The organism is Xanthomonas sp. WHRI 10207 (assembly GCF_040202975.1).
Lineage (GTDB): Bacteria > Pseudomonadota > Gammaproteobacteria > Xanthomonadales > Xanthomonadaceae > Xanthomonas.
On sequence record NZ_JBEGDX010000002.1, the window covers coordinates 412,819 to 432,633 of the forward strand.

Annotated in this window: 22 protein-coding genes; 12 read left to right on the forward strand and 10 right to left on the reverse strand. The window is 64.4% G+C overall.

The window, feature by feature from the left end; translation table 11 throughout:
* Positions 1–86 precede the first annotated feature (86 nt).
* The 5 genes from ABQU90_RS07400 to ABQU90_RS07420 form a co-directional block, all read right to left on the reverse strand.
* Complete coding sequence (locus ABQU90_RS07400) at positions 87–689, reverse strand: glycine zipper 2TM domain-containing protein (RefSeq protein WP_323518566.1); 603 nt, start codon at positions 687–689, stop codon at positions 87–89.
* A 153-nt stretch (positions 690–842) separates the two neighbouring features.
* Complete coding sequence (locus ABQU90_RS07405; protein ID WP_323518567.1) at positions 843–1,277, reverse strand: OsmC family protein; 435 nt, start codon at positions 1,275–1,277, stop codon at positions 843–845.
* 439 nt (positions 1,278–1,716) lie between these two features.
* Positions 1,717–2,664: an aspartate carbamoyltransferase catalytic subunit gene (locus tag ABQU90_RS07410; RefSeq protein WP_055849696.1), complete on the reverse strand. Its 948-nt coding sequence runs from the start codon at positions 2,662–2,664 to the stop codon at positions 1,717–1,719.
* A 13-nt stretch (positions 2,665–2,677) separates the two neighbouring features.
* Positions 2,678–3,145, reverse strand: a complete 468-nt coding sequence (gene ruvX / locus ABQU90_RS07415; RefSeq protein WP_323521298.1) for a Holliday junction resolvase RuvX — start codon at positions 3,143–3,145, stop codon at positions 2,678–2,680.
* Positions 3,138–3,704, reverse strand: coding sequence for a YqgE/AlgH family protein (locus ABQU90_RS07420; RefSeq protein ID WP_055849691.1), 567 nt, complete (start codon positions 3,702–3,704; stop codon positions 3,138–3,140). Before ABQU90_RS07420 ends, ruvX begins: the two co-directional genes overlap by 8 nt.
* Before the next feature lie 79 nt (positions 3,705–3,783).
* Between ABQU90_RS07420 and ABQU90_RS07425 the strand changes: the two genes are divergently transcribed.
* The 3 genes from ABQU90_RS07425 to ABQU90_RS07435 all read left to right on the forward strand — a co-directional run bounded on the left by ABQU90_RS07425 (position 3,784) and on the right by ABQU90_RS07435 (position 7,390).
* Complete coding sequence (locus ABQU90_RS07425) at positions 3,784–5,628, forward strand: DUF4153 domain-containing protein (RefSeq protein ID WP_323521299.1); 1,845 nt, start codon at positions 3,784–3,786, stop codon at positions 5,626–5,628.
* Positions 5,625–6,164, forward strand: coding sequence for a DNA-3-methyladenine glycosylase I (locus tag ABQU90_RS07430; RefSeq protein ID WP_323521300.1), 540 nt, complete (start codon positions 5,625–5,627; stop codon positions 6,162–6,164). Before ABQU90_RS07425 ends, ABQU90_RS07430 begins: the two co-directional genes overlap by 4 nt.
* A gap of 89 nt (positions 6,165–6,253) precedes the next feature.
* Entirely contained in the window at positions 6,254–7,390 is a 1,137-nt protein-coding gene (locus ABQU90_RS07435) for a hypothetical protein (RefSeq protein ID WP_323521301.1), read from the forward strand.
* 433 nt (positions 7,391–7,823) lie between these two features.
* On the opposite strand, the gene ABQU90_RS07440 is transcribed toward ABQU90_RS07435, so the two are convergent.
* The 3 genes from ABQU90_RS07440 to ABQU90_RS07450 all read right to left on the reverse strand — a co-directional run bounded on the left by ABQU90_RS07440 (position 7,824) and on the right by ABQU90_RS07450 (position 11,066).
* Positions 7,824–8,498, reverse strand: coding sequence for a DUF6198 family protein (locus tag ABQU90_RS07440; protein ID WP_055849681.1), 675 nt, complete (start codon positions 8,496–8,498; stop codon positions 7,824–7,826).
* A 272-nt stretch (positions 8,499–8,770) separates the two neighbouring features.
* On the reverse strand, positions 8,771–9,901 hold the full coding sequence (locus tag ABQU90_RS07445; RefSeq protein WP_055849678.1) for a PilT/PilU family type 4a pilus ATPase: 1,131 nt from the start codon (positions 9,899–9,901) through the stop codon (positions 8,771–8,773).
* 127 nt (positions 9,902–10,028) lie between these two features.
* Positions 10,029–11,066: a type IV pilus twitching motility protein PilT gene (locus ABQU90_RS07450; RefSeq protein ID WP_006448885.1), complete on the reverse strand. Its 1,038-nt coding sequence runs from the start codon at positions 11,064–11,066 to the stop codon at positions 10,029–10,031.
* 340 nt (positions 11,067–11,406) lie between these two features.
* Between ABQU90_RS07450 and ABQU90_RS07455 the strand changes: the two genes are divergently transcribed.
* From ABQU90_RS07455 to ABQU90_RS07485, 7 genes are all read left to right on the forward strand, one after another.
* Positions 11,407–12,111, forward strand: a complete 705-nt coding sequence (locus ABQU90_RS07455; protein ID WP_323521302.1) for a YggS family pyridoxal phosphate-dependent enzyme — start codon at positions 11,407–11,409, stop codon at positions 12,109–12,111.
* A 48-nt stretch (positions 12,112–12,159) separates the two neighbouring features.
* Positions 12,160–13,014, forward strand: coding sequence for a pyrroline-5-carboxylate reductase (gene proC, locus ABQU90_RS07460; protein WP_323521303.1), 855 nt, complete (start codon positions 12,160–12,162; stop codon positions 13,012–13,014).
* A gap of 538 nt (positions 13,015–13,552) precedes the next feature.
* A complete protein-coding gene (locus ABQU90_RS07465) occupies positions 13,553–13,975 on the forward strand; it encodes an HU family DNA-binding protein (RefSeq protein ID WP_323521428.1) in 423 nt (140 codons plus the stop codon).
* A 151-nt stretch (positions 13,976–14,126) separates the two neighbouring features.
* Positions 14,127–14,708: a M23 family metallopeptidase gene (locus tag ABQU90_RS07470; protein ID WP_323521304.1), complete on the forward strand. Its 582-nt coding sequence runs from the start codon at positions 14,127–14,129 to the stop codon at positions 14,706–14,708.
* A 91-nt stretch (positions 14,709–14,799) separates the two neighbouring features.
* Positions 14,800–15,102, forward strand: coding sequence for a DUF3861 family protein (locus tag ABQU90_RS07475; RefSeq protein ID WP_055849666.1), 303 nt, complete (start codon positions 14,800–14,802; stop codon positions 15,100–15,102).
* Positions 15,103–15,311: 209 nt separating this feature from the next.
* Positions 15,312–15,701, forward strand: coding sequence for a hypothetical protein (locus ABQU90_RS07480; protein ID WP_323515246.1), 390 nt, complete (start codon positions 15,312–15,314; stop codon positions 15,699–15,701).
* A gap of 55 nt (positions 15,702–15,756) precedes the next feature.
* Positions 15,757–16,353 carry a DUF1439 domain-containing protein gene (locus tag ABQU90_RS07485; RefSeq protein ID WP_323521305.1) on the forward strand — a complete coding sequence of 199 codons (597 nt, stop codon included), beginning with the start codon at positions 15,757–15,759 and terminating at the stop codon, positions 16,351–16,353.
* 143 nt (positions 16,354–16,496) lie between these two features.
* Here ABQU90_RS07485 and ABQU90_RS07490 read toward each other — a convergent pair whose 3' ends face one another.
* Together ABQU90_RS07490 and ABQU90_RS07495 are read right to left on the reverse strand one after the other, a co-directional pair.
* Positions 16,497–17,039, reverse strand: a complete 543-nt coding sequence (locus ABQU90_RS07490) for a type 1 glutamine amidotransferase domain-containing protein (protein WP_323521306.1) — start codon at positions 17,037–17,039, stop codon at positions 16,497–16,499.
* 105 nt (positions 17,040–17,144) lie between these two features.
* Complete coding sequence (locus ABQU90_RS07495) at positions 17,145–17,612, reverse strand: SET domain-containing protein (protein WP_055849656.1); 468 nt, start codon at positions 17,610–17,612, stop codon at positions 17,145–17,147.
* A gap of 173 nt (positions 17,613–17,785) precedes the next feature.
* On the opposite strand from ABQU90_RS07495, the gene ABQU90_RS07500 reads away from it, so the two are divergent.
* Together ABQU90_RS07500 and sufB are read left to right on the forward strand one after the other, a co-directional pair.
* Entirely contained in the window at positions 17,786–18,244 is a 459-nt protein-coding gene (locus ABQU90_RS07500) for an SUF system Fe-S cluster assembly regulator (protein WP_115513484.1), read from the forward strand.
* A gap of 15 nt (positions 18,245–18,259) precedes the next feature.
* Entirely contained in the window at positions 18,260–19,717 is a 1,458-nt protein-coding gene (gene sufB / locus ABQU90_RS07505) for a Fe-S cluster assembly protein SufB (RefSeq protein WP_055849652.1), read from the forward strand.
* Positions 19,718–19,815 lie beyond the last annotated feature (98 nt).

Genomic DNA, 19,815 nt, shown 5'->3' on the forward strand with positions numbered 1-19,815 from the left:
CGCTCACCTGCCGCAGCTCTCGCAAGATAAAAAAACGCTGCGGTTTCCCGCAGCGTTTTTTTTACGAACAACCCACACGTAATCAATCAGTCAGGGCGGACATCCACGCGCACCCGGATCCGGTCGCCTGGGTTGTAATCGCTGCGCGTGTGGTAAGTGCGGCCCGCATATTCGTACGTCACGTCGTAGCCATCCACACGCTCGCGCGAGGTGCGGTACGACACAGGTTCGCAAACGCTGACGTTGCCTTGATAGGTGCGGTGATTGGCCTCGTAGATCGAGCGGCCCGCCGCGACGCCGGCCATGGTGCCGACGGCAGTGCCGACCAGACGTCCGTTACCGCCACCGACCTGACTGCCGAGCACCGCACCGGCGATACCGCCGATGACGCTGGCAACGCCACGGTTGGAGGCATTGGGCGAGCCGTAGCTGCCGCCATCGCGGGAGTAGCCATCATTGCTGGTGTAGTAGCCATCGGACGGACGGTTGTAGCAGCGCTCGCTGCTGCGTTCGTTGTAGGAGTCGGACACGATGATCGGGTCCACGCGTACGACGCGTGCGTATTCGTAACGACCGTCCTCGTAGCTGCCACGACCATTGTCGCGGTAGCCGCTGTCGTAGCGCTGCGCCGTTGCATTGCCCGCTACGGCCAGACCCATTACCAGAGCACCAAGCACAAGAGTTTTCATTGCGGCAGCTTCACAGGGAGGACACGTTGCCGATGCTCGGCTTGTTGCGGTGAAACCGCCCTGAACCGAACAGGCCTTACAAAGGCCTATTCAGGTTGCCGCCAGCTGCGCGCGCCGGCATGGTCCGCCGACGCTCCGCAGCCTTGACACGCATCAGTTGGAAAATTCGCTGTCCAGACTGATCGGCACGGCGCTCAGTGCCTTGGATACCGGGCAATTCTTCTTGGCGGTATCGGCCAGCTCGCGGAACTTGGCTTCGTCGATCCCCGGCACCACCGCCTTGAGCTTCAGACGGATCTGCGACAGCTGCGGGCCGCCTTCCATCGACAGATCGACGTCTGCACGGGTGTCCAGCGAGGTCGGCGGAAAGCCGGCTTCGGTCAGCTGCGCCGACAGCGCCATGGTGAAGCAGCCCGCGTGCGCGGCAGCGATGAGTTCTTCTGGATTGGTGCCCTTCTCGTCGCCGAAACGGCTACTGAAGGCGTAGCGGGTGTTGTCCATCAAGCCGCTCTGCGGCGTGCTGAGCTGACCCTTGCCGGTCTTGAGGTCGCCTTCCCAGTGAGCGGTGGCGTGACGCGAAATACCCATTGCGATCTCCTGCGATTGAAAAGACCGCCACCTTAGGCGAGCGGGTGTTAGCGCTTGGTGCTTGTTGCGGGAATCGGGAATCGGGAATGGGGAATCGCAAGAGCTTGCACTGCCACACGCATTTGTGTCGCGCGGCTAACGTCAGGTTGGCGGCGACTCAAGACAAGCGACGAGCAGCGGCAACGATATGCATCGCGAAGGAGGCGCTGCATGGTTACGGTGGAGTTCGATTCGGATGATCGGCCATGCGCGGCTGGTGACTGCGTAGCGTTGCTGACAGGCGCACATGTTCGAAGACAGGACGGTGCCGGGATGCATGCCTGCGTGCAGGAAAAAAGCGGGCGCTGCGACGGCTGTCGCTGCGCCCGGTGTTCAGTGTTCGGTGGATCTTTCGCAGGCACTGCGCTCGCGCGGTGCCTGCGAGCGAACGTGCGGGCAATCAGCCCAGCAGGGTTTCCAGCACCGCCATGCGCACGGCGACACCGTTGGCGACCTGACGCAACACGCACGATTGCGCGCCGTCGGCGACCTCGTCGGTGATTTCCACGCCGCGGTTGATCGGGCCCGGATGCAGCACCGCGGCATCGCGACCGGCGCGCGCCAGACGCTCGCGGGTCAGCCCGTAGTCGCTGTGATATTGCTCCAGCGACGGCACCAGGCCTTCTTCCATGCGCTCGCGTTGCAAGCGCAGCATCATCAGGGCGTCCGCACCTTCCAGCATGGCGTCGAAATCCTGGCCGACCACGCAGCCGTCCAGCATGTCGTCATCGGGCAGCAGGCTGGCCGGGCCGCACACGCGGATCTCGCCTGCGCCCAGCGTACGCAGTGCATGCAGGTCCGAGCGCGCCACACGCGAGTGCTTCACGTCGCCGACGATCACGACCTTGAGCTTGGAAAAATCGGTGCCCTTGGCCTGGCGCAGGGTCAGCATGTCGAGCAAGCCCTGGGTGGGATGCGAACTGCGGCCATCGCCAGCGTTGATCAATGCGGTGCCCTCGCCTGCGGCAGCGGCCAGCGCTTCCACCGCACCGTCATCCGGGTGGCGCACGACAAACCCACGCACGCCCATCGCTTCGAGATTCTTCAAGGTGTCGCGCGCGGTCTCGCCCTTGCGGGTGGAGGAGGTGGACGCGTCGAAATTGAGCACGTCCGCACCCAAGCGCTGCGCGGCGAGATGGAATGAACTGCGCGTGCGCGTGGACGGTTCAAAAAACAGCGTGCACACCGCAGTGCCGGCCAGCACGCTGCGCTTGCCGACCCGGCCGACCGCGGCATCGCGGATCTGGCCGGCACGGTCGAGCAGTTGCAGCAACGTGGTGCGCGGCAGTCCTTCCAGGGTGAGCAGGTGACGCAGGCGTCCGTCCGAATCGAGTTGCATGGTGGTCATCGCAGGTCGGGAATCAAGGGAGAAGAGTGGCTTGATCGGGCGCAGCCAGCCAGCGTTCGACGATCACGGCCGCCGCCATGGCGTCCAGTGCGTCGGCATCGCGGCGGCGCTTGCGCCCATCGGCGCGTTCGCGCGCAAACCGCTGCGCGGCTTCGACCGAACTGGAGCGTTCGTCGATCAGCACGACCGGCAGCGCATAGCGTTCGCGCAATTGCCGGGCGAAGGCATGCGCGCGTTTGCGGGCAGGTTGGTCTTTGTCGTCCAGGGTGAGCGGGTCGCCGACCACCAAGCCATTTGGTCGCCATTCCTTGTGCACGCGATCCAGCGCTACCCAGTCCGGGCCGTTGGCATGCACATTGATGACCGCGACCGCACGCGCACCGGCACCCAGCGCGGCACCGACCGCCACACCGATCCGGCGCGACCCTACGTCGAAGCCCAGCACCGTGCCATCGGGGCGGAGTGCGCCCGCCTCAGGCATGCCCGGAATAATCCGTGAGCCGAAACAGGTCCACACCGATGCGCCCGGCAGCGGTCTGCCAGCGATCTTCCAGCGCGGTGTCGAACAACACATTGGCGTCCGACGGTGCGGTCAGCCAGCTGTTCTCGCCCAATTCGAACTCCAGTTGGCCCGCGCCCCAGCCGGCGCAGCCCAGTGCCACCAGCGCATTGCGCGGGCCTTTGCCGGCGGCCATGGCTTCGAGGATGTCGCGCGAGGTGGTCAGAAATACGCCCTGCCCCACTTCCAGGCTGGAATCCCATTCGCGCGCATCGTCATGAATGACGAAGCCGCGCTCCGGGTGCACCGGCCCGCCACTGAGCACGATCTGCTCGCGCAGCTGCGCATCGTCGGTGTCGATGCCCATTTGCGACAGCACTTCGCCCAATGTGTACTCGGACGGCCGGTTGACCAGCACGCCCATCGCGCCGTTTTCGTCGTGCTGACAAATCAGCGCGACGCTGCGCGAAAAGGTGGGATCGGACAGCGCCGGGAGCGCGATCAGCAGTTGGTTGGCCAGAGGCGTGGGCAAAACAGACATGGCCGCATTCTAGCCGTTCGTTCCGCCGCGCGCAGAGCCACTGCCATACTTGCCGCCTATTGCATGCCAAGGACCGACGATGCTGCCTATACCTGGAACCGTACCCGCGCGCTCCGACGCGCCACTGCCCCGCCAGACCCGCGTCTTGATCGTACTGGTGGCGCTCTTGCAGGGCTGCCTGCTGTACCTGGCCGCAGCGGGACAACAACATGGCGTGTGGCCCTTCACCGAACTGGGCGCCCGAATCTGCTGGTACACCGTTGTGGCGATCGTGCCCAGCCTGGTACTGCTGAGCGTGCAGGATCTTCGCGACTGGCGCCTGTGGCAGCACGTGGCGGCAAGCACGCTGGTATTGGCCGCCCTGGGCAGCTGGGCGGCGTGGAGCAGCACTGGCGCGCCGGCCCTGCAGGTCGCGCGGGTCCTTGGTCCGTTCGGCTTCACCATCACGGTCGGCTGGTTCGTCGCGCTGCCCTGGATGCAACATCGGCAGCTGCACGGCCATTGGCGGGCCGGCTACCGCAACCTGTTCGAACACGCCTGGCAGAACGGCCTGACCCTGGCACTGGCGCTGCTGTTCGTGGGCGTGTGCTGGATGGTGCTGGGGCTATGGGCCAGCCTGTTCGCGCTGGTCAAGATCAGGTTTTTTGCCGAACTGTTCCACGAACAGGCGTTCGCCTACCTGGCGACCGGCGCCATCACCGGGCTGGGCATCCTGATCGGGCGCACCCAGCACCGCGCGGTGCAGGTGATGCGGCAGATCCTGTTCGCCCTCTGCACCGGGCTGCTCCCGCTGCTGGCCGGCATCGCGCTGCTGTTCCTGCTGGTGCTGCCGTTTACCGGGCTGCAGGCGCTCTGGCAGACCCGTTCGGCGGCGTCGATCCTGCTGAGCCTGGTGTTCGGGCTGGTGCTGTTTACCAACGCGGTGTATCAGGATGGCAGCGGGCTGCCGCCGTATCCGCGCTGGTTGCGCCGGATGATCGAGGCCGGGTTGCTCAGCCTGCCGCTGCACGCGGCGCTGGCCGCCTACGCGGTGGGCCTGCGCATTGCGCAACACGGCTGGACCAGCGAACGCGTCTGCGCGGCCTTGCTGGCTGCGCTGGCGCTGGCATATGCCATGGCCTACGCGTTCGCGGTGCTGCGGCCGCGCGCCGATCGTTGGCTACCGCAGCTGGCCGGCGGCAACATGGCGCTGTCGTGGGTGGTGATCGGGCTGGCGGTGCTGGTCAATACACCGCTGCTCGACCCGTATCGCATCACCGTGCAGAGCCAGATACAGCGCCTTGCCAACGACACGCCCGAGACTCTGCGACAGAATCTGGAATTTCTGCGTTTCGACAATGGCCGCCGCGGCTATCTGGCCGTGCAATCGCTGCGCGCGACGCCCCCCTTTGCCGGCAGCCCGGAGCGCAAGCAGAAGCTGGAGCAGTTACTGGCACGCACCAGCCGCTGGGCAGGCAGTGAGACAGTAGAAGACCAGAAGGACAACCAGCTGACCGACCTGACCCAAATCCGCAAGCACGTGACCGTAGCTGCCGGCCAGGCAGAGCCGCCAGCGGACTGGTGGCACTACCTGGTGCGGTCCAAGATGCTCTGGGGCGCCTGCACGCAGGGCAACAGCAACTGCGTTGTCAGCAGCAGCGACCTCGATGGCGACGGCGAGCTCGATGTGCTGTTGTGCAATCTCGGCGCCGACTATGTGGTTGCCTGCGAGCTGCAGACCCGCAACGGCGGTGGATGGTATCAAGCCGGTACGGCAAAGCTCTATTCCCTGGACGGCGCGGCCATGAGCGAAGTGAGCCAGGCGCTGCGCAATGGTCAGCTACAGACGCGGCCCAATCGCTGGCCGGACCTGGCGCTGCCGGGAGGACGACGCATCCACATCACCCCCAACGAAGTAGGCATCCGGCCGGAACCTCAGCCATGAGCGGCTACTGCAGCATCGCGCCCGGCCACCCGGTGCACGGGCATTACCACGACCACGAATATGGGTTCCCGCAGCGCGAAGAACGCGAACTGTTCGAGCGCCTGGTGCTGGAAATCAATCAGGCCGGCCTGAGTTGGGAAACCATCCTGCGCAAACGCGGCAATTTTCAGCAGGCGTATGACCGATTCGATGTGGATACGGTCGCGGCGTATGGCGACGCCGAGATTGCGCGCTTGATGAGCGACGCCGGCATCATCCGCAACCGTCTGAAAATCCTGGCGGCCATCCACAACGCGCAGGTCATCCAGACCTTGCGCCGTTCGCATGGCAGTTTTGCGCAATGGCTGGATGCGCAGCATCCACTCGATAAGCCGGCCTGGGTCAAATTGTTCAAGAAGACGTTCCGCTTCACCGGCGGCGAAATCACCGGCGAATTCCTGATGAGTCTGGGCTACCTGCCCGGCGCACATCACGCGCAATGCCCGGCGTTCAAACGCATCGCCAAACTCAAACCGGCCTGGATGCAGGCAGCATGAGCGCGCGGATGTTCAGGCACGGAGGCAGGCACGCTTTCGGCATGCTGCCATCGCCTGTGTCAGCAAGGAAACGCAACGGCTGCCTGCTCGTGCTCGTCGCCCATGCCGGGCTGGTTTTCCAGGCACATGCGGCCTCGCCAACCACCGCGACGGTCTCGCAGGTGCTGGAACAATTGCGTCGCGAAATCGTCGCCGAGCCAATCGGCAACCCCACCCCGATCGATACCGTGCTGCAGCGCCATGCCGACACCACCGGGCTCAGCTTCGATCTCGGCAGGCCGGACGACAGCGACGATGCCGAAGCCCACCCAGCCGTGCAGCCAGTGGGTGTGACAGATGCGGAGTGGCTGGCAGTGCAGGCTTACCGCGCCACCAGTGCCAGTGCAGAGAACGACATCGCTGAAAACGGCAACCACCACTACACATTGGCCGACCTGGACGAAGACGGTCAGCGCGATCTGATAGACGATGCGTATGTCGGCGGCACCGGGCTCTTCAACGACATCTCCGTGCTGCGCTACGACCGCGCGCAGGGCTTCCGCCCGGCAGTCGCCACTGCAGTTGACGCAGATGGCACGCCGGGCAGCTTCAGCATCAACGGCCGCGGCAGCGATCAAGCTTTGTACTGGCTGCGCATCGATGGCAAAAGCTACGCGGCCTACCGCGATGGCGATTATTTTCAGGACACGTTGACCGTATCGCGCCCGTTGTCCTTGCCCGGCGAACGCGTGGAGACGCAGGTACTGCAGGTGCGCTATCGCTACCGGCACACACTGGCGACACCATCGCGCCAAGCAGCCAGTGCCACCGCCGAAGAACAACAGGCATCGCACTGGCTGGCGCAACACCAGCACCTGCAGGCAGCCGTCAACGCGCAGCTGCAGCAGCTTGCATTCGCACCGGACGGCACGCAGCGTGCACCGGACCCTGCTGCACGCTGCCCGGCGCAGACCAGCGGCGATCCCGACGAAGCCGATCAATGGCCCTGGCACGATGCGGGCCACTACACCTTCGACTATGTCGCCGACTTTCGTGTGCGGCGCGGCCAGGCGTGTTACAGCGCCAGCATTGTGGCCTTTCGCAGCAGCTATCTGACCTCCCCCGAAGGGTGTTGTACGCTGTGGCTGTACGACGCTCCCGGCACTCAGGTCGCGACCCTGCCGCTGGATTCAAGACGCGAGCGAGCCAGCGTGGCGGTGGTAACCGCGACTGCGCAGCCGGAATAACCGCCGAGCGTGGCCATCGAGACTGCGAGCTTTGCTTGATGCTGTCCAGGCCAGCTGCCACGCGATAGCGATACGCCCAGTGTCAGCGCTGTCTTCGTTTCTCCAGGCCTGCATGGCGATGCGCAACGCTACGCCAGCAGTGATAGCGACGCTGCGCTGGGTCGCGAGGCAACCTGCATCGAGGCCTGGCAGGCACATGGCGAGGAACCGGACGATCCGGCCCGCATGGACGCACGCGCACTCAAACGCGCAGTGCGCAGTGCTACTTCGATAACGAGATGACGTGCATGCGCTCTTCGGCGCACGCGGGCTGATGCAACGCTTGAACTTGCAAACCGATTGCTGGTGGAACCCGGGCACCACGGGTTATCGGTAAAGCTTGATCGCGCCCAGGTGCGCTCCTACGTGGGGAGCGACGAGATCGCCTGACGGATCACACGCCCATGTAGCGGTGCGGGCGATGATTGAACATCAGCACCAGGCTCAGCATCAGCGCACCCAGTGCCGAATACAGCACCTTGTCGGGCGTGAGGATGGCGAACGCCACCAGCATCAGCATGGCATCGAAGCTCATCTGCACCTTGCCTGCGCTCCAGCCGCGTTCGCGCTGCAGATACACCGCCAGAATGCCGATTCCGCCCAGGCTTCCGCGGTGGCGGATGAAGAACAGGATACCCAGCCCGGCCAGCGCCCCCCCGGCAATGGCGGCGAACGCCGTGCTGATGTGCGCGTACTCAGCCCAGCGCGGCAGCAGATCGGTCAAGGCGCCGCAGGCACCGACCGCAGCGAAGGTCTTCAAGGTGAATTCCCAGCCCATGCGGCGCACGCTCAGCCAGTAAAACGGCAGATTGACCAGCACGAACACCAGACCAAAATTCCAATGCAACGCGTAGTGCAGCAGGAAGGCGACACCGGCCATGCCGCCGATCATCAGCCCGCCCTTGGCGAAGATCGCCAGGCCGAGCGAGGCCACCAGCGTGGCCAGCACCATGCCCTGCACGTCCTCGGCCACCGAATGGTGGTACGCGTGGTCGTCGGCCGTGGTTCCCGCCGAATCCGGCGGTGGCGTCAACGGCCCGGAGGTGACCACGGTGCCGTCGTCGGGCAACGGTTCTTGCTCCGGACGGAGATCGGAATCGGGAAGGCTCACGGGTTTGGGCACTGCAGTGGGGTGCGATATTAGACACTATCGGCCACCCTGGTTACATCTGAAACAGCAGCGATGCCGCCTCTCCAGTGCGAGACGCGTGCATTACCACAGGGCAATCGCGTCTACAAAAAAGGCGCCCGATGCGGGGCGCCATTTTGATCCACCACTACAAACCACCGCACCAGGCACTGGCCGCAGCCAGCGCAAGCTCTGCGGCAACAGACAACCAATTACCGAACTTCGGCAATCTCCACGCCATCCATCCCCTGCGACAAGGTCTTGGCATCGCCGCCCTGCGAGAGCTTGATGCGCAGGCGCACTTCGTTCTGCGAGTCGGCGTGGCGCAGCGCGTCTTCGTAGCTGATTTCACCGGCCTGGTACAGCTCGAACAGGCTCTGGTCGAAGGTGCGCATGCCCAGGTTGGTGGACTCCTTCATGATCTCCTTGAGCTTGTGGATCTCGCCGTCGCGGATGTAGTCCTGCACCAGTGGCGTGCCGAGCATGATCTCCATCGCCACACGGCGGCTGCGCCCATCCGGAGTCGGAATCAGTTGCTGCGCCACCACACCCTTGAGGTTTAGCGACAGATCCATCAGCAGCTGATTGCGGCGGTCTTCCGGGAAGAAGTTGATGATGCGGTCCATCGCCTGGTTGGCATTGTTGGCATGCAGCGTGCACAGCACCAGGTGGCCGGTTTCGGCAAAGGCGATCGCATGGTCCATGCCCTCGCGGGTACGCACCTCGCCGATCATGATCACGTCCGGCGCCTGGCGCAGGGTGTTTTTCAGCGCATTTTCCCAGCTATCGGTATCGATGCCGACTTCGCGCTGGGTGATGATGCAGCCTTCGTGCTTGTGCACGAATTCGATCGGGTCTTCGATGGTGATGATGTGCCCGGTGGAATTCTGGTTGCGGTAACCGATCATCGCCGCCAGCGAGGTCGACTTACCGGTACCGGTGGCGCCCACGAAAATGATGATGCCGCGCTTGGTCATCGCCAGCGTCTTGATCACCGGCGGCAGGCTCAGCTCTTCGACGGTGGGAATGCGCGTCTCGATCCGACGCAGCACCATGCCCACCTGATTGCGCTGATAGAAGCAGCTCACACGGAAGCGCCCGACCCCGGACACGCCGATGGCGAAGTTGCACTCGTGGGTCTTCTCGAACTCTTCGCGCTGCGACGGCGTCATTACGTTCAACACCAGATCGCGGCTCTGCTGCGCGGTCAACGGCGTCTGCGTGATCGGGCTGATCTTGCCGTGCACCTTGATCGCCGGCGGCATGCCGGAGGTGATGAACAGATCCGACGCCTTCTGATGCGCCATCAGCTTGAGGAAGGAGGTGAAGTCGATGGTGCTCATGGCGTGCTCCCTTGGAGCCGGGAATTGGGAATCGAGAATCGGAAATTGGAAAATCTGCAAGCCAGGAGCCGGAACCAGTCAGGGGCGCGCTCGTGCGATTCCCCATTCCCGATTCCCGATTCCCGAATCACTCGAATATCCGCTTGTCCTTGGCGTATTCGCGGGCCTGGTTGCGCGTGATCAGGCTGCGCTTGACCAGGTCCTGCAGATGCTGATCCAGCGTCTGCATGCCGTACTGCTGGCCGGTCTGGATCGACGAATACATCTGCGCCACCTTGTCCTCGCGGATCAGGTTACGGATCGCCGGGGTGCCGACCATGATTTCCCAAGCTGCGGTACGCCCGCCGCCCACTTTCTTGAGCAATGCCTGCGAAATCACCGCGCGCAAGGACTCGGACAGCATCGAGCGCACCATCGGCTTTTCGCCGGCCGGGAACACGTCGACGATGCGGTCGATGGTCTTGGCCGCCGAGCTGGTGTGCAGGGTGCCGAACACCAAGTGGCCGGTTTCCGCGGCAGTGAGCGCCAGGCGAATGGTTTCCAGGTCGCGCAACTCGCCGACCAGGATGATGTCCGGGTCTTCGCGCAATGCCGAGCGCAGCGCTTCGTTGAAGCCGTGCGTATCGCGGTGCACTTCGCGCTGATTGATCAGGCACTTCTGCGAGGTGTGCACGAATTCGATCGGATCCTCGACGGTGAGGATGTGGCCGTATTCGTTCTTGTTGATGTAGTCGATCATGCCGGCCAGCGTTGTCGACTTGCCCGAACCGGTCGGGCCGGTGACCAGGATCAGGCCCTGCGGCTGGTCGATCAGCTGGCGGAAGATCGGCGGGCAGCCCAGGTCTTCCAGCGTCAGCACTTCGGACGGAATGGTGCGGAACACCGCGCCGGCGCCACGATTCTGGTTGAACGCGTTGACGCGGAAGCGCGCCAGCGAGGGAATCTCGAACGAGAAGTCGACCTCGAGGAATTCTTCGTAATCGCGCCGCTGCTTGTCCGACATGATGTCGTACACCAGCGCGTGCACCTGCTTATGGTCCAACGCCGGAATATTGATGCGACGGACATCGCCATCGACACGGATCATCGGCGGCAGCCCTGCAGACAGGTGCAGGTCCGATGCCTTGTTCTTGACAGAAAACGCCAATAGTTCAGCGATATCCATGCGCTGCTTTTCCCCTAGGCTGCGATTGGAAGGTACTCCCCGGCTGCCAGTATAGCGTTCTGGCTGCTGGCGGGAAGCGGCCTGGCGCCGGTTCAGGTCGGCAGCGTCGCATGCGGCTGAAGGCGTTGTTTTTCGGGCGTGCCCAGGCACGGCGCTTGCCTGTGTCCGGCCCAGCCAGGCTGGATTGGGCACCCAGCGGCTGCGCCCGCAGCCCGCAGCCCGCAGCGACGCCGATGCCGGTACGCGCTTGCCACCGTCAACCCAGCAAAGGCGCGCGGCGTGCTGGAAGGAAGCCAGCGGCGGCGGCACACTAGCGCTCCCGCTTGTTCTGGATTGCCACGTGCCGGCTTCGTCGCTGCAGCAGATTCTCGATGCCATCCATGCCGCAGCAGTCACGCATGCGCGTGCCGACGTCCGGTTGCTGGCGGTGTCCAAGACCAAACCGGCCGATGCCGTCGCCGCATTGGCCGCCCAGGGCCAGCGCGCATTCGGCGAAAACTATGTGCAGGAAGCGCAAGCCAAGATCGCCGCGCTGCGCGAGCTGGGGCTGGGGCTGGGGCTGGAATGGCATCTGATCGGCCACCTGCAGTCCAACAAGGCCGACGTCGCCAGCCAATGTTTCGACTGGGTGCAGACTGTGGACCGCGCCAAGTTGATTCCGCTGCTGGCGCGATACCGCCCGGACGACCGCATGCCGTTGAATGTGCTGATCCAGGTCAATATCGACGATGAGGACAGCAAATACGGATGCGCCCCGGACGCCATCGACGGCCTGGCCGACGCCATCGCACTACAACCGCGACTGCAACTGCGCGGCTTGATGGCGATCCCGGCGCCGTTCCCGGACCAGGCACGTCGCGCTGCGGCGTTCGCGCGCATGCAGGACTTGTTCGCGCACCTGCAGCAGCGCCATCGGCAGGTGGACACCTTGTCGATGGGCATGAGCGCAGACTTCGCCGAAGCGATCGCGGCCGGTGCCACCATGGTCCGCGTGGGCACGGCGCTGTTCGGCGCGCGCGCGCCCTCGCCCGCCGCCTCCGTCTGATCTGCCTCGCGCATCGCGCCATCCATTCCTATTACTAAAGGTACCGCAATGACTCTGCCCACGCCGCCTGCGCCGTTATCCACCACTGCCGCGCGCATCGCGTTTATCGGCGGCGGCAACATGGCGCGCAGCTTGATCGCCGGGCTGATCCGGCAAGGCGTGCCGGCTGCAAGCCTGCGCGTCGCCGAGCCGGTAGAAGAGTTGCGCACCGGGTTGTCGCGCGACTTTGGCGTACAGGCCGTCGCAGACGCGCGCGACGCGGCCGATGGTGCGGCCACCTGGGTGCTGGCGGTCAAACCGCAGGTCATGCCAAGCGTGTGCGCGCAGCTGGCCGCGCTTGCACAAGCGCAACAGCCGCTGCTGCTGTCGATTGCAGCCGGCATCACCGCAACGCAGTTGCAGCGTTGGTGCGGCGGCGATACGGCGGTGGTCCGCGCGATGCCCAACACCCCCGCACTGCTCGGCGCCGGCGTGACCGGGCTGTATGCCACCGCACGCGTCTCCGATGCGCAGCGCATGCAGGCAACCCAATTGCTGGAAAGCGCCGGGGTGACGGTGTGGATCGACGACGAAGCGCAGATGGATGCGGTGACTGCCGTTTCCGGTAGCGGGCCGGCGTATGTGTTTTTACTGGCCGAAGCGATGGAAGCGGCAGCACAGGCGCAAGGACTGCCGGCCGATACCGCGCGCACGCTGGTCCTGCAAACCCTGTTGGGCGCATCGCGCATGCTCACCGAATCGGGCGAAGCACCGCAGGTCCTGCGCGGTCGCGTGACCTCGCCCAACGGCACCACGCAAGCGGCCATCGAAACATTCCAGGCGGGCGGATTCGAAGCGCTGACAGCACGGGCAATCGCTGCTGCGACCGAACGCGGCCGCAGCTTGTCGGCTGCCAACGACTAGCGCGCCGCGGCTTGCCCCAACGCGTTGCTGGCTGCATGGGGCAATCAGCGACGCGTCGCTGTGATCGCTCTCCGCACGCAGCCTGCATCGCAACACGTCGCTACGCGATTTACCAATACCCAGCGCCAGGCATCAAGCGACCTTCCACGCAACGTCGCGCGCTTTGCAATCGATGCCAATACGCGCCAATCAGGCGATCGCACGCGACTCCTTCGCTATCTCGCGGCGATGCATCCGTCGCTGGCAGCAGAGCGGATGGCGCAATGCAGAGTCTTTTGGCATACGCATTACGACCGCAGCCTTGCGCAACGACCTGCTGCTCTGCGTCAGATACGGCACATGCCTGCGCGCTGCACGCGTTCCGCACTGGTTTTTACGCGCATTTTGCGCCGCTGGTGAACGAATCCCCGTCGAAAGACGCTTTTTTGTGTTGTTTCATCGTTTGCCTATTGGCGGCGCGCAGCAGTTGCCCTACATTTCGCGTTGCCGACTGGGTCGGCAGACCCAACACCACCAACGAATACGGAACGAATACCTCATGGCAAAAACCGCCGCTAAGAAGGCTGCCCCCAAGAAGGCAGTGAAAAAGGTCGCCGCTACCAAGACCGCAAAGCCGGCCAAGGCCGCGACCAAGACCGCCACACCGAAGCCGATCAAGGAAGCCCTGAGCAAGACCGGCCTGGTCGCGCACATCGCCGAATCCACCCAGCTGGCTCCGAAGGACGTCCGCGCCGTGCTGGCATCGCTGGAAGCCACCGCACACTCCTCGCTCAACAAGAAGGGCGCTGGCTCGTTCACTCTTCCGGGCATGTTGAAGCTGACCGCCGTGCACGTGCCGGCCAAGCCGAAGCGTAAAGGGATCAACCCTTTCACCAAGGAAGAGCAGACCTTCCCCGCCAAGCCCGCCAGCCTCAAGGTCAAGGCACGCTTGCTGAAGAAGCTGAAGGACGCCGCGCTCTAATCGAGCACGCATCCGGTGTCATCGAGACGGCCTGCGGGCCGTCTTTTTTTTGCGCTTTTCCCGCGTCTTGTTGGCGATGCGTGTCGACACACCACATCGCAGTCATGGCAGCCCGTCTACCCTGTTGGTGAGTTCGCAACAGAGAGTGTCCATGACCGCGCCATCAACCCGCAGCCCCGCCCGACGTGTGCGTCGCCTGCTGGTTTCGATTGCCCTGCTGTGCGCGTTGGGCGTGGCCGCGCGCTGGGCCTGGCAGTCGCCGATGGGCGAACGCCTGCGCACCACCTGGGAGCTGTCACGGATGCCGCCGCCGCAGGCCCTGCAGATTCCAGTGGAAAACGTCCGTGCCCGCCAGATCGCCGACACCTTCGGTGCACCACGCGGACGCGACCGCAGCCATGCCGGCGTGGATATTTTCGCGCCACGCGGCACCCCTGTGGTCGCCGCCACCCGCGGCGTGGTCAGTGCCATTCGCGACGCCGGGCTGGGTGGAAAACAGGTCTGGGTGCTCGGGCCGGCGATGGAGCGGCACTACTATGCGCACCTGGACGACTGGACACCTGGACTGGCCGTTGGCGATGTCGTCGAGCCCGGTACCGCACTGGGCATGGTCGGTACCACCGGCAACGCGCGCGGCACGCCGCCACACCTGCACTATGGTGTCTATGGGCGCAACGGTGCGTACGATCCGCTGCCGCTGCTGCGTAAAACCACGCCACCGCCTGCCGACTGAGCATGCTGGAACACTGCGTCATGGCCTGCGCTATCGAGCGCGCGGCAGCCTACCCCTATGGTGGAGGCAGCCCAGGAGTGACGCGACCACCATGCCCCGAAAACGCTATCGCATTACGGTCACGCCCATCGAGAACGACGGGCGACCGTGCGACGACCGCTGCACCATCGAGTTCGAACAGCGCTCCCGCGCCGACTGGATGCGCCTGCTCGAAGAGTTGCACCTGCGCCGCGATCTGAGCAGCGACGAATGCGCCGCACTGACCGTCGGCTCGCAATTGCTGGAAGACCTGGCCGCCCGTCCACGCGCGCAACCCAGCGATGCGCTGGATGCATTACGGCCCAAGCTGCAACTACTGCTCGATCGCCTGCAACGCGTCCAACCCGGCGCCTGAGCGCTGCTCCGCACCGCATACGCCCGCTACACTGCGCGCCTCGGGGATGGAGAGCCGCCATGCGTTGGATCGTCATTGCTTTATCGGTAGCCGCACTCGCAGGCTGCAGCTGTCATCGCAGCACAGATCAGCAAGCTGTTGCGACCACAAGCTCGCCTAAAGCCACTGCGGCGACAGACTCCGCTGCGGTGACTACCCAAGGCGTACCCATGTCGCCTGCGTCCGAAGCCCCCGACGATGCGCAAACGCGCGCCGACCTGGCCGAAGCAAGCGCCACCGTGCAGCGTTATCTGGGTGCGTTGCCCGGTGCCGCGCGCGCCGATGCCGATGCGCTGTGGACCGGCGGACGTCCATCGCCGGTGCCGGACGACGCGGCGCTGCGCGGCATCGGCGATATTCGCTCGATGCGCATCAACAACGACCCGCCGGTGCCGCTGGATCAGGAACATCCGCCGCGGCGCATCGAAGTGCCGGTGCGCATCGTCGTACGCACGGGTGCGGGCACGCAGCAGCTGGTCGGCGCCTATCGCTTGCAACCGCGCGCCGGCAGCGACAGCTGGGAAATCTACTCCGCCACGCTGCAACCGGTACTGCGCTAACCCGTGGTTCACCAGTGCTGACTAAGGTTGTGTCACCTATTGCCGGAGTCACCCGATGAAACTGCGTTCGCTTGCCGGATCCGTGCTTGCCCTCGCCTTGGCGCTCCCCGTTGGCAGCGCCTGGGCGGCGCCGCAGATCCAGGGACATCAGATCAGCGTGCAGGCCAGCGACCTGCAGCAGTATCTGGGCGGCCGCTTCCCGCAAACGCACGACACGCTCGGCGGATTGATCGCAATGACGGTCAGCAACCCCGCGCTGTCGCTGCCGCCGGGCGACCGGCTCAAGATGGCGTTCGATCTGGCCGTGGCCACTGCCGGCGGTGCGCCGGCTCCGGTGGGCAATATAACCCTGACCAGCGCGCTGCGTTACGACGTCGCCAAACAAGGCTTCTATCTCGACCAGCCCAGCATCGACGATTTCCGCCCGGCCAATTCCGGCGCAAAGCTCGACCACAGCACCCGTCAGCTGCTCAACACCTGGCTGGCCGATTACGCGCGCAAGGAACCCATCTATCGCATCGACCCGTCGATTGCCGCAGTGATGGGCGCCGTGCAGGTGGAGTCGGTGGGCATCCAGAACGGTCGCGTGGCGGTCAACTTCAATCAGAACATCGAGCAGATGGTGCCGGCGGCGGCGCTGTCGGGGAAGTAAGTCCGCACCGTTATCTTCACCCTGAGCGAAAACAGCCCGCATTAGGTGGGGACGACGCGCACAACGGCCATCACGCAACGGCCCGACGCAGCAGCGCCGGGCCGTGTTCACTGAAGCAAGTGACAAATAGCGGCTAACGCGCCTTACGCAGACAGGGCCGTGGCCACCGCAGCACTGAATGCCGGAATGTCGTCGGGCTTGCGGCTGGTGATCAACGGACCATCGACCACCACTTCGGCATCCTGCCAGCGCGCGCCGGCGTTGGTCAGATCGGTTTTGACCGACGGCCACGAGGTGACGTTGCGGTCGCGCACCAGATCGCTTTCCAGCAACAACCACGGCCCATGGCAGATGGCCGCCACCGGCTTGTGCGCCGTTGCGAATCCACGAATGAAGGCAATCGCCTGCTGATCCGTGCGCAGTGTGTCGGGATTGAGCACGCCACCGGGCAGCACCAGTGCGTCGTAGGTTTCAGGCGTTGCTTGCTCAAGAGACCGGTCGACCGCAACCGAATCGCCCCAATCGGTGTGCTTCCAGGCGCGGATCGTTGCGCCATCGCCAGGTGCGATCACATCGACTTTGGCGCCCCACGATTCCAGCAGGCGCTTGGGTTCTGTCAGTTCGGATTGCTCGAAGCCATCGGTGGCCAGGACCGCAATGGTCTTGCCGGAGAGCGAATACGCCATGTGGGAGCTCCTCGATAAAAGAAGCCCGCACCGTAGGCAGCGCGCTGTTGCGCACCCGTGAACCGATGTATGCGTCGCGTCAGCGCGCAGTGCGCTTCGCCAGACTCAGCGCTTGGGCTGCAGCATCGTGCCCGTGCAGTTCTTGGAGCCGCACCGGCATTCCCAGATCTTCTTCAGACGCGGCGTGTGGCGCTCGCTGAGGGTGATGCCGTAGTTGTAGGTCAGCTCGGCGCCGGCCTTGATGGCGCGCTTGGCCTCGATGAAGATCTTGTCCTTGCTGCGGTCGTCGCCTTCGGCTTCTTCGATCACCGCTTCGCAATTGGGATTGCAGCTGTGGTTGATCCAGCGCGCGACATTGCCTTCGTAGTTGGCATCCAGCACGTAATCGTCGCTGAGCGTAAACAGGAAGGTGTGGCCGCTTTCCACGTCGCCGGTGTCGTCGGCATCCACTTCGGCGTGCGTGCGCAGGCGCCCTTTGTACTGAATGATGCGCTCGCCCTTGCGGAGCGGGGCGAGGGCGAACATGCCATTGCCGTGGATACGTGACTTGCGGGCGGCAACTTTGCGCGACATGTAAGGGTCCAGTGATGGGGCCGCTCATTGTGACCGCAGCGCGTCCGTGCGCCAAGCACAAGCGCACCACCGCCCGCAACGCCCTGCGCTTGCCGGCGGCTGAACCGGGCGGTTGGCCCCGCCCTGCCGGAAAGAGTACAATTTCGGTCCGCTTTAAGGTTTTCTGCTCGCCCATGTTGCGCGTCACCAAACTCACCGATTACGCCACCGTCGTACTGACCGTGCTTGCCGCGCGCAGCGGTGAAGTGCTCAGCGCCAGCGAACTGGCCGAACAGGCGGGCCTGGAAGCGCCGACCGTGAGCAAGATCCTCAAGCCGTTGTCGCAAGCCGGGCTGGTGGAAGGCCTGCGCGGTGTGCACGGCGGTTACCGGCTTGCGCGCGATGCCAGCCAGATCACCCTGGTGGAGATCGTCGAGGCAATGGAAGGCCCGTTGGCGATCACCGAATGCAGCCAGGACCACAGCCAGTGCGGCATCGCGCAGACATGCGGCGTGCGCTCCAACTGGCGCCTGATCAATGACGTGGTCGGCGACGCATTGCGTCGGGTCACGCTTGCGCAGATGTTGCAGCCCCTCTCTCTCCCTGGCGACAGCCGTCGGCGTTCCATCGCCGCACGCGTCGCGACCACCTGACCTGTAGGCAGCCCGATGGCCACCGAACTTGCTCCCCCGCAGAATGCGCAGATCCTCGAACGGCTGGGCCGACGCTACGACGCCGGCTTCATCACCGAGATCGAATCCGATTCGCTCCCGCCCGGTCTGGACGAAGACACCATCCGTGCGTTGTCGGCCAAGAAAGACGAGCCGCAATGGATGACCGACTGGCGTCTTGAGGCCTACCGCCATTGGCTGAAAATGCCGATGCCCGAATGGGCCAAGCTCAAGATCGCGCCGATCGATTTCCAGGCATTGAGCTACTACTCCGCGCCCAAGGGCCCGAAGTACGCCTCGCTGGACGATGTGCCCAAGGAACTGCTGGACACCTATGACAAGCTCGGCGTGCCGTTGCACGAGCGCGCGCGGCTGGCCGGCGTTGCGGTGGATGCGGTGTTCGATTCGGTCTCGGTCGGCACTACCTTCCGCAAGGAACTGGCCGAAAAGGGCGTGATCTTCTGCTCGATGTCCGAGGCGATCAAAGAGCATCCGGAGATCGTCAAGCAATACCTGGGCAGCGTGGTGCCGGTGGGCGACAACTACTTCGCCGCGCTCAACTCGGCGGTGTTCTCCGACGGCAGCTTCGTGTTCATTCCCAAGGGCGTGCGTTGCCCGATGGAACTGAGCACCTATTTCCGCATCAATGCCGGCCATACCGGCCAGTTCGAGCGCACCTTGATCGTGTGCGAAGACAAGGCCTATGTGTCGTATTTGGAAGGCTGCACCGCGCCGATGCGCGATGAAAACCAGCTGCATGCCGCGGTGGTGGAACTGGTGACCCTGGAAGACGCCGAGATCAAGTACTCGACGGTGCAAAACTGGTACCCGGGCGATGAAAACGGCGTTGGCGGCATCTACAACTTCGTCACCAAGCGTGCCGAATGCCGTGGCGACCGCAGCAAGGTGACCTGGACCCAGGTCGAAACCGGCTCGGCGATCACCTGGAAGTATCCGTCGTGCGTGCTGCTCGGCGACGATTCGGTGGGCGAGTTCCATTCGGTGGCACTCACCCATCATCGTCAGCAGGCCGACACCGGCACCAAGATGATCCACATCGGCAAGCGCACCAAGAGCAAGATCGTCAGCAAGGGCATCAGTGCCGGGCGCGGGCAGAACACCTATCGCGGCCTGGTCAAGGTGGATCGCAATGCCGATGGCGCGCGTAACTACACCCAGTGCGATTCGCTGTTGATCGGCAAGCAGTGCGGCGCGCACACCTTCCCCTATATCGAGGTGAAGAATCCCGGCGCCACCGTCGAGCACGAGGCAACCACCTCCAAGATCAGCGACGACCAGCTGTTCTATTGCCGCGCGCGTGGCATCAGCCAGGAAGATGCGGTGTCGCTGATCGTCGATGGTTTCTGCAAGCAGGTGTTCCGCGAGCTGCCGATGGAGTTCGCCGTGGAAGCCAAGAAGCTGCTGGAAGTCTCGCTGGAAGGCAGCGTCGGCTGACACCTTTTTCCTTCTCCCTTCGGGAGAAGGTGGCGCGCAGCGCCGGATGAGGATACGGGCGAAACCTCGCGCCCCCAAATCCAGGAGACGCTTCGCGC

Bases quoted from the DNA above. Each gene is read 5' to 3' on its own strand.
- ABQU90_RS07500 (WP_115513484.1), top strand. From the start codon at position 17,786: ATGTTGCGCGTCACCAAACTCACCGATTACGCCACCGTCGTACTGACC.
- ABQU90_RS07445 (WP_055849678.1), bottom strand. From the start codon at position 9,901: ATGAGCACCATCGACTTCACCTCCTTCCTCAAGCTGATGGCGCATCAG.
- ABQU90_RS07465 (WP_323521428.1), top strand. From the start codon at position 13,553: ATGGCAAAAACCGCCGCTAAGAAGGCTGCCCCCAAGAAGGCAGTGAAA.
- ABQU90_RS07470 (WP_323521304.1), top strand. From the start codon at position 14,127: ATGACCGCGCCATCAACCCGCAGCCCCGCCCGACGTGTGCGTCGCCTG.
- ABQU90_RS07430 (WP_323521300.1), top strand. From the start codon at position 5,625: ATGAGCGGCTACTGCAGCATCGCGCCCGGCCACCCGGTGCACGGGCAT.
- ABQU90_RS07480 (WP_323515246.1), top strand. From the start codon at position 15,312: ATGTCGCCTGCGTCCGAAGCCCCCGACGATGCGCAAACGCGCGCCGAC.
- ABQU90_RS07475 (WP_055849666.1), top strand. From the start codon at position 14,800: ATGCCCCGAAAACGCTATCGCATTACGGTCACGCCCATCGAGAACGAC.
- ABQU90_RS07495 (WP_055849656.1), bottom strand. From the start codon at position 17,612: ATGTCGCGCAAAGTTGCCGCCCGCAAGTCACGTATCCACGGCAATGGC.
- ABQU90_RS07400 (WP_323518566.1), bottom strand. From the start codon at position 689: ATGAAAACTCTTGTGCTTGGTGCTCTGGTAATGGGTCTGGCCGTAGCG.
- proC (WP_323521303.1), top strand. From the start codon at position 12,160: ATGACTCTGCCCACGCCGCCTGCGCCGTTATCCACCACTGCCGCGCGC.
- sufB (WP_055849652.1), top strand. From the start codon at position 18,260: ATGGCCACCGAACTTGCTCCCCCGCAGAATGCGCAGATCCTCGAACGG.
- ABQU90_RS07425 (WP_323521299.1), top strand. From the start codon at position 3,784: ATGCTGCCTATACCTGGAACCGTACCCGCGCGCTCCGACGCGCCACTG.
- ABQU90_RS07450 (WP_006448885.1), bottom strand. From the start codon at position 11,066: ATGGATATCGCTGAACTATTGGCGTTTTCTGTCAAGAACAAGGCATCG.
- ruvX (WP_323521298.1), bottom strand. From the start codon at position 3,145: ATGCCTGAGGCGGGCGCACTCCGCCCCGATGGCACGGTGCTGGGCTTC.
- ABQU90_RS07420 (WP_055849691.1), bottom strand. From the start codon at position 3,704: ATGTCTGTTTTGCCCACGCCTCTGGCCAACCAACTGCTGATCGCGCTC.
- ABQU90_RS07490 (WP_323521306.1), bottom strand. From the start codon at position 17,039: ATGGCGTATTCGCTCTCCGGCAAGACCATTGCGGTCCTGGCCACCGAT.
- ABQU90_RS07410 (WP_055849696.1), bottom strand. From the start codon at position 2,664: ATGACCACCATGCAACTCGATTCGGACGGACGCCTGCGTCACCTGCTC.
- ABQU90_RS07485 (WP_323521305.1), top strand. From the start codon at position 15,757: ATGAAACTGCGTTCGCTTGCCGGATCCGTGCTTGCCCTCGCCTTGGCG.
- ABQU90_RS07405 (WP_323518567.1), bottom strand. From the start codon at position 1,277: ATGGGTATTTCGCGTCACGCCACCGCTCACTGGGAAGGCGACCTCAAG.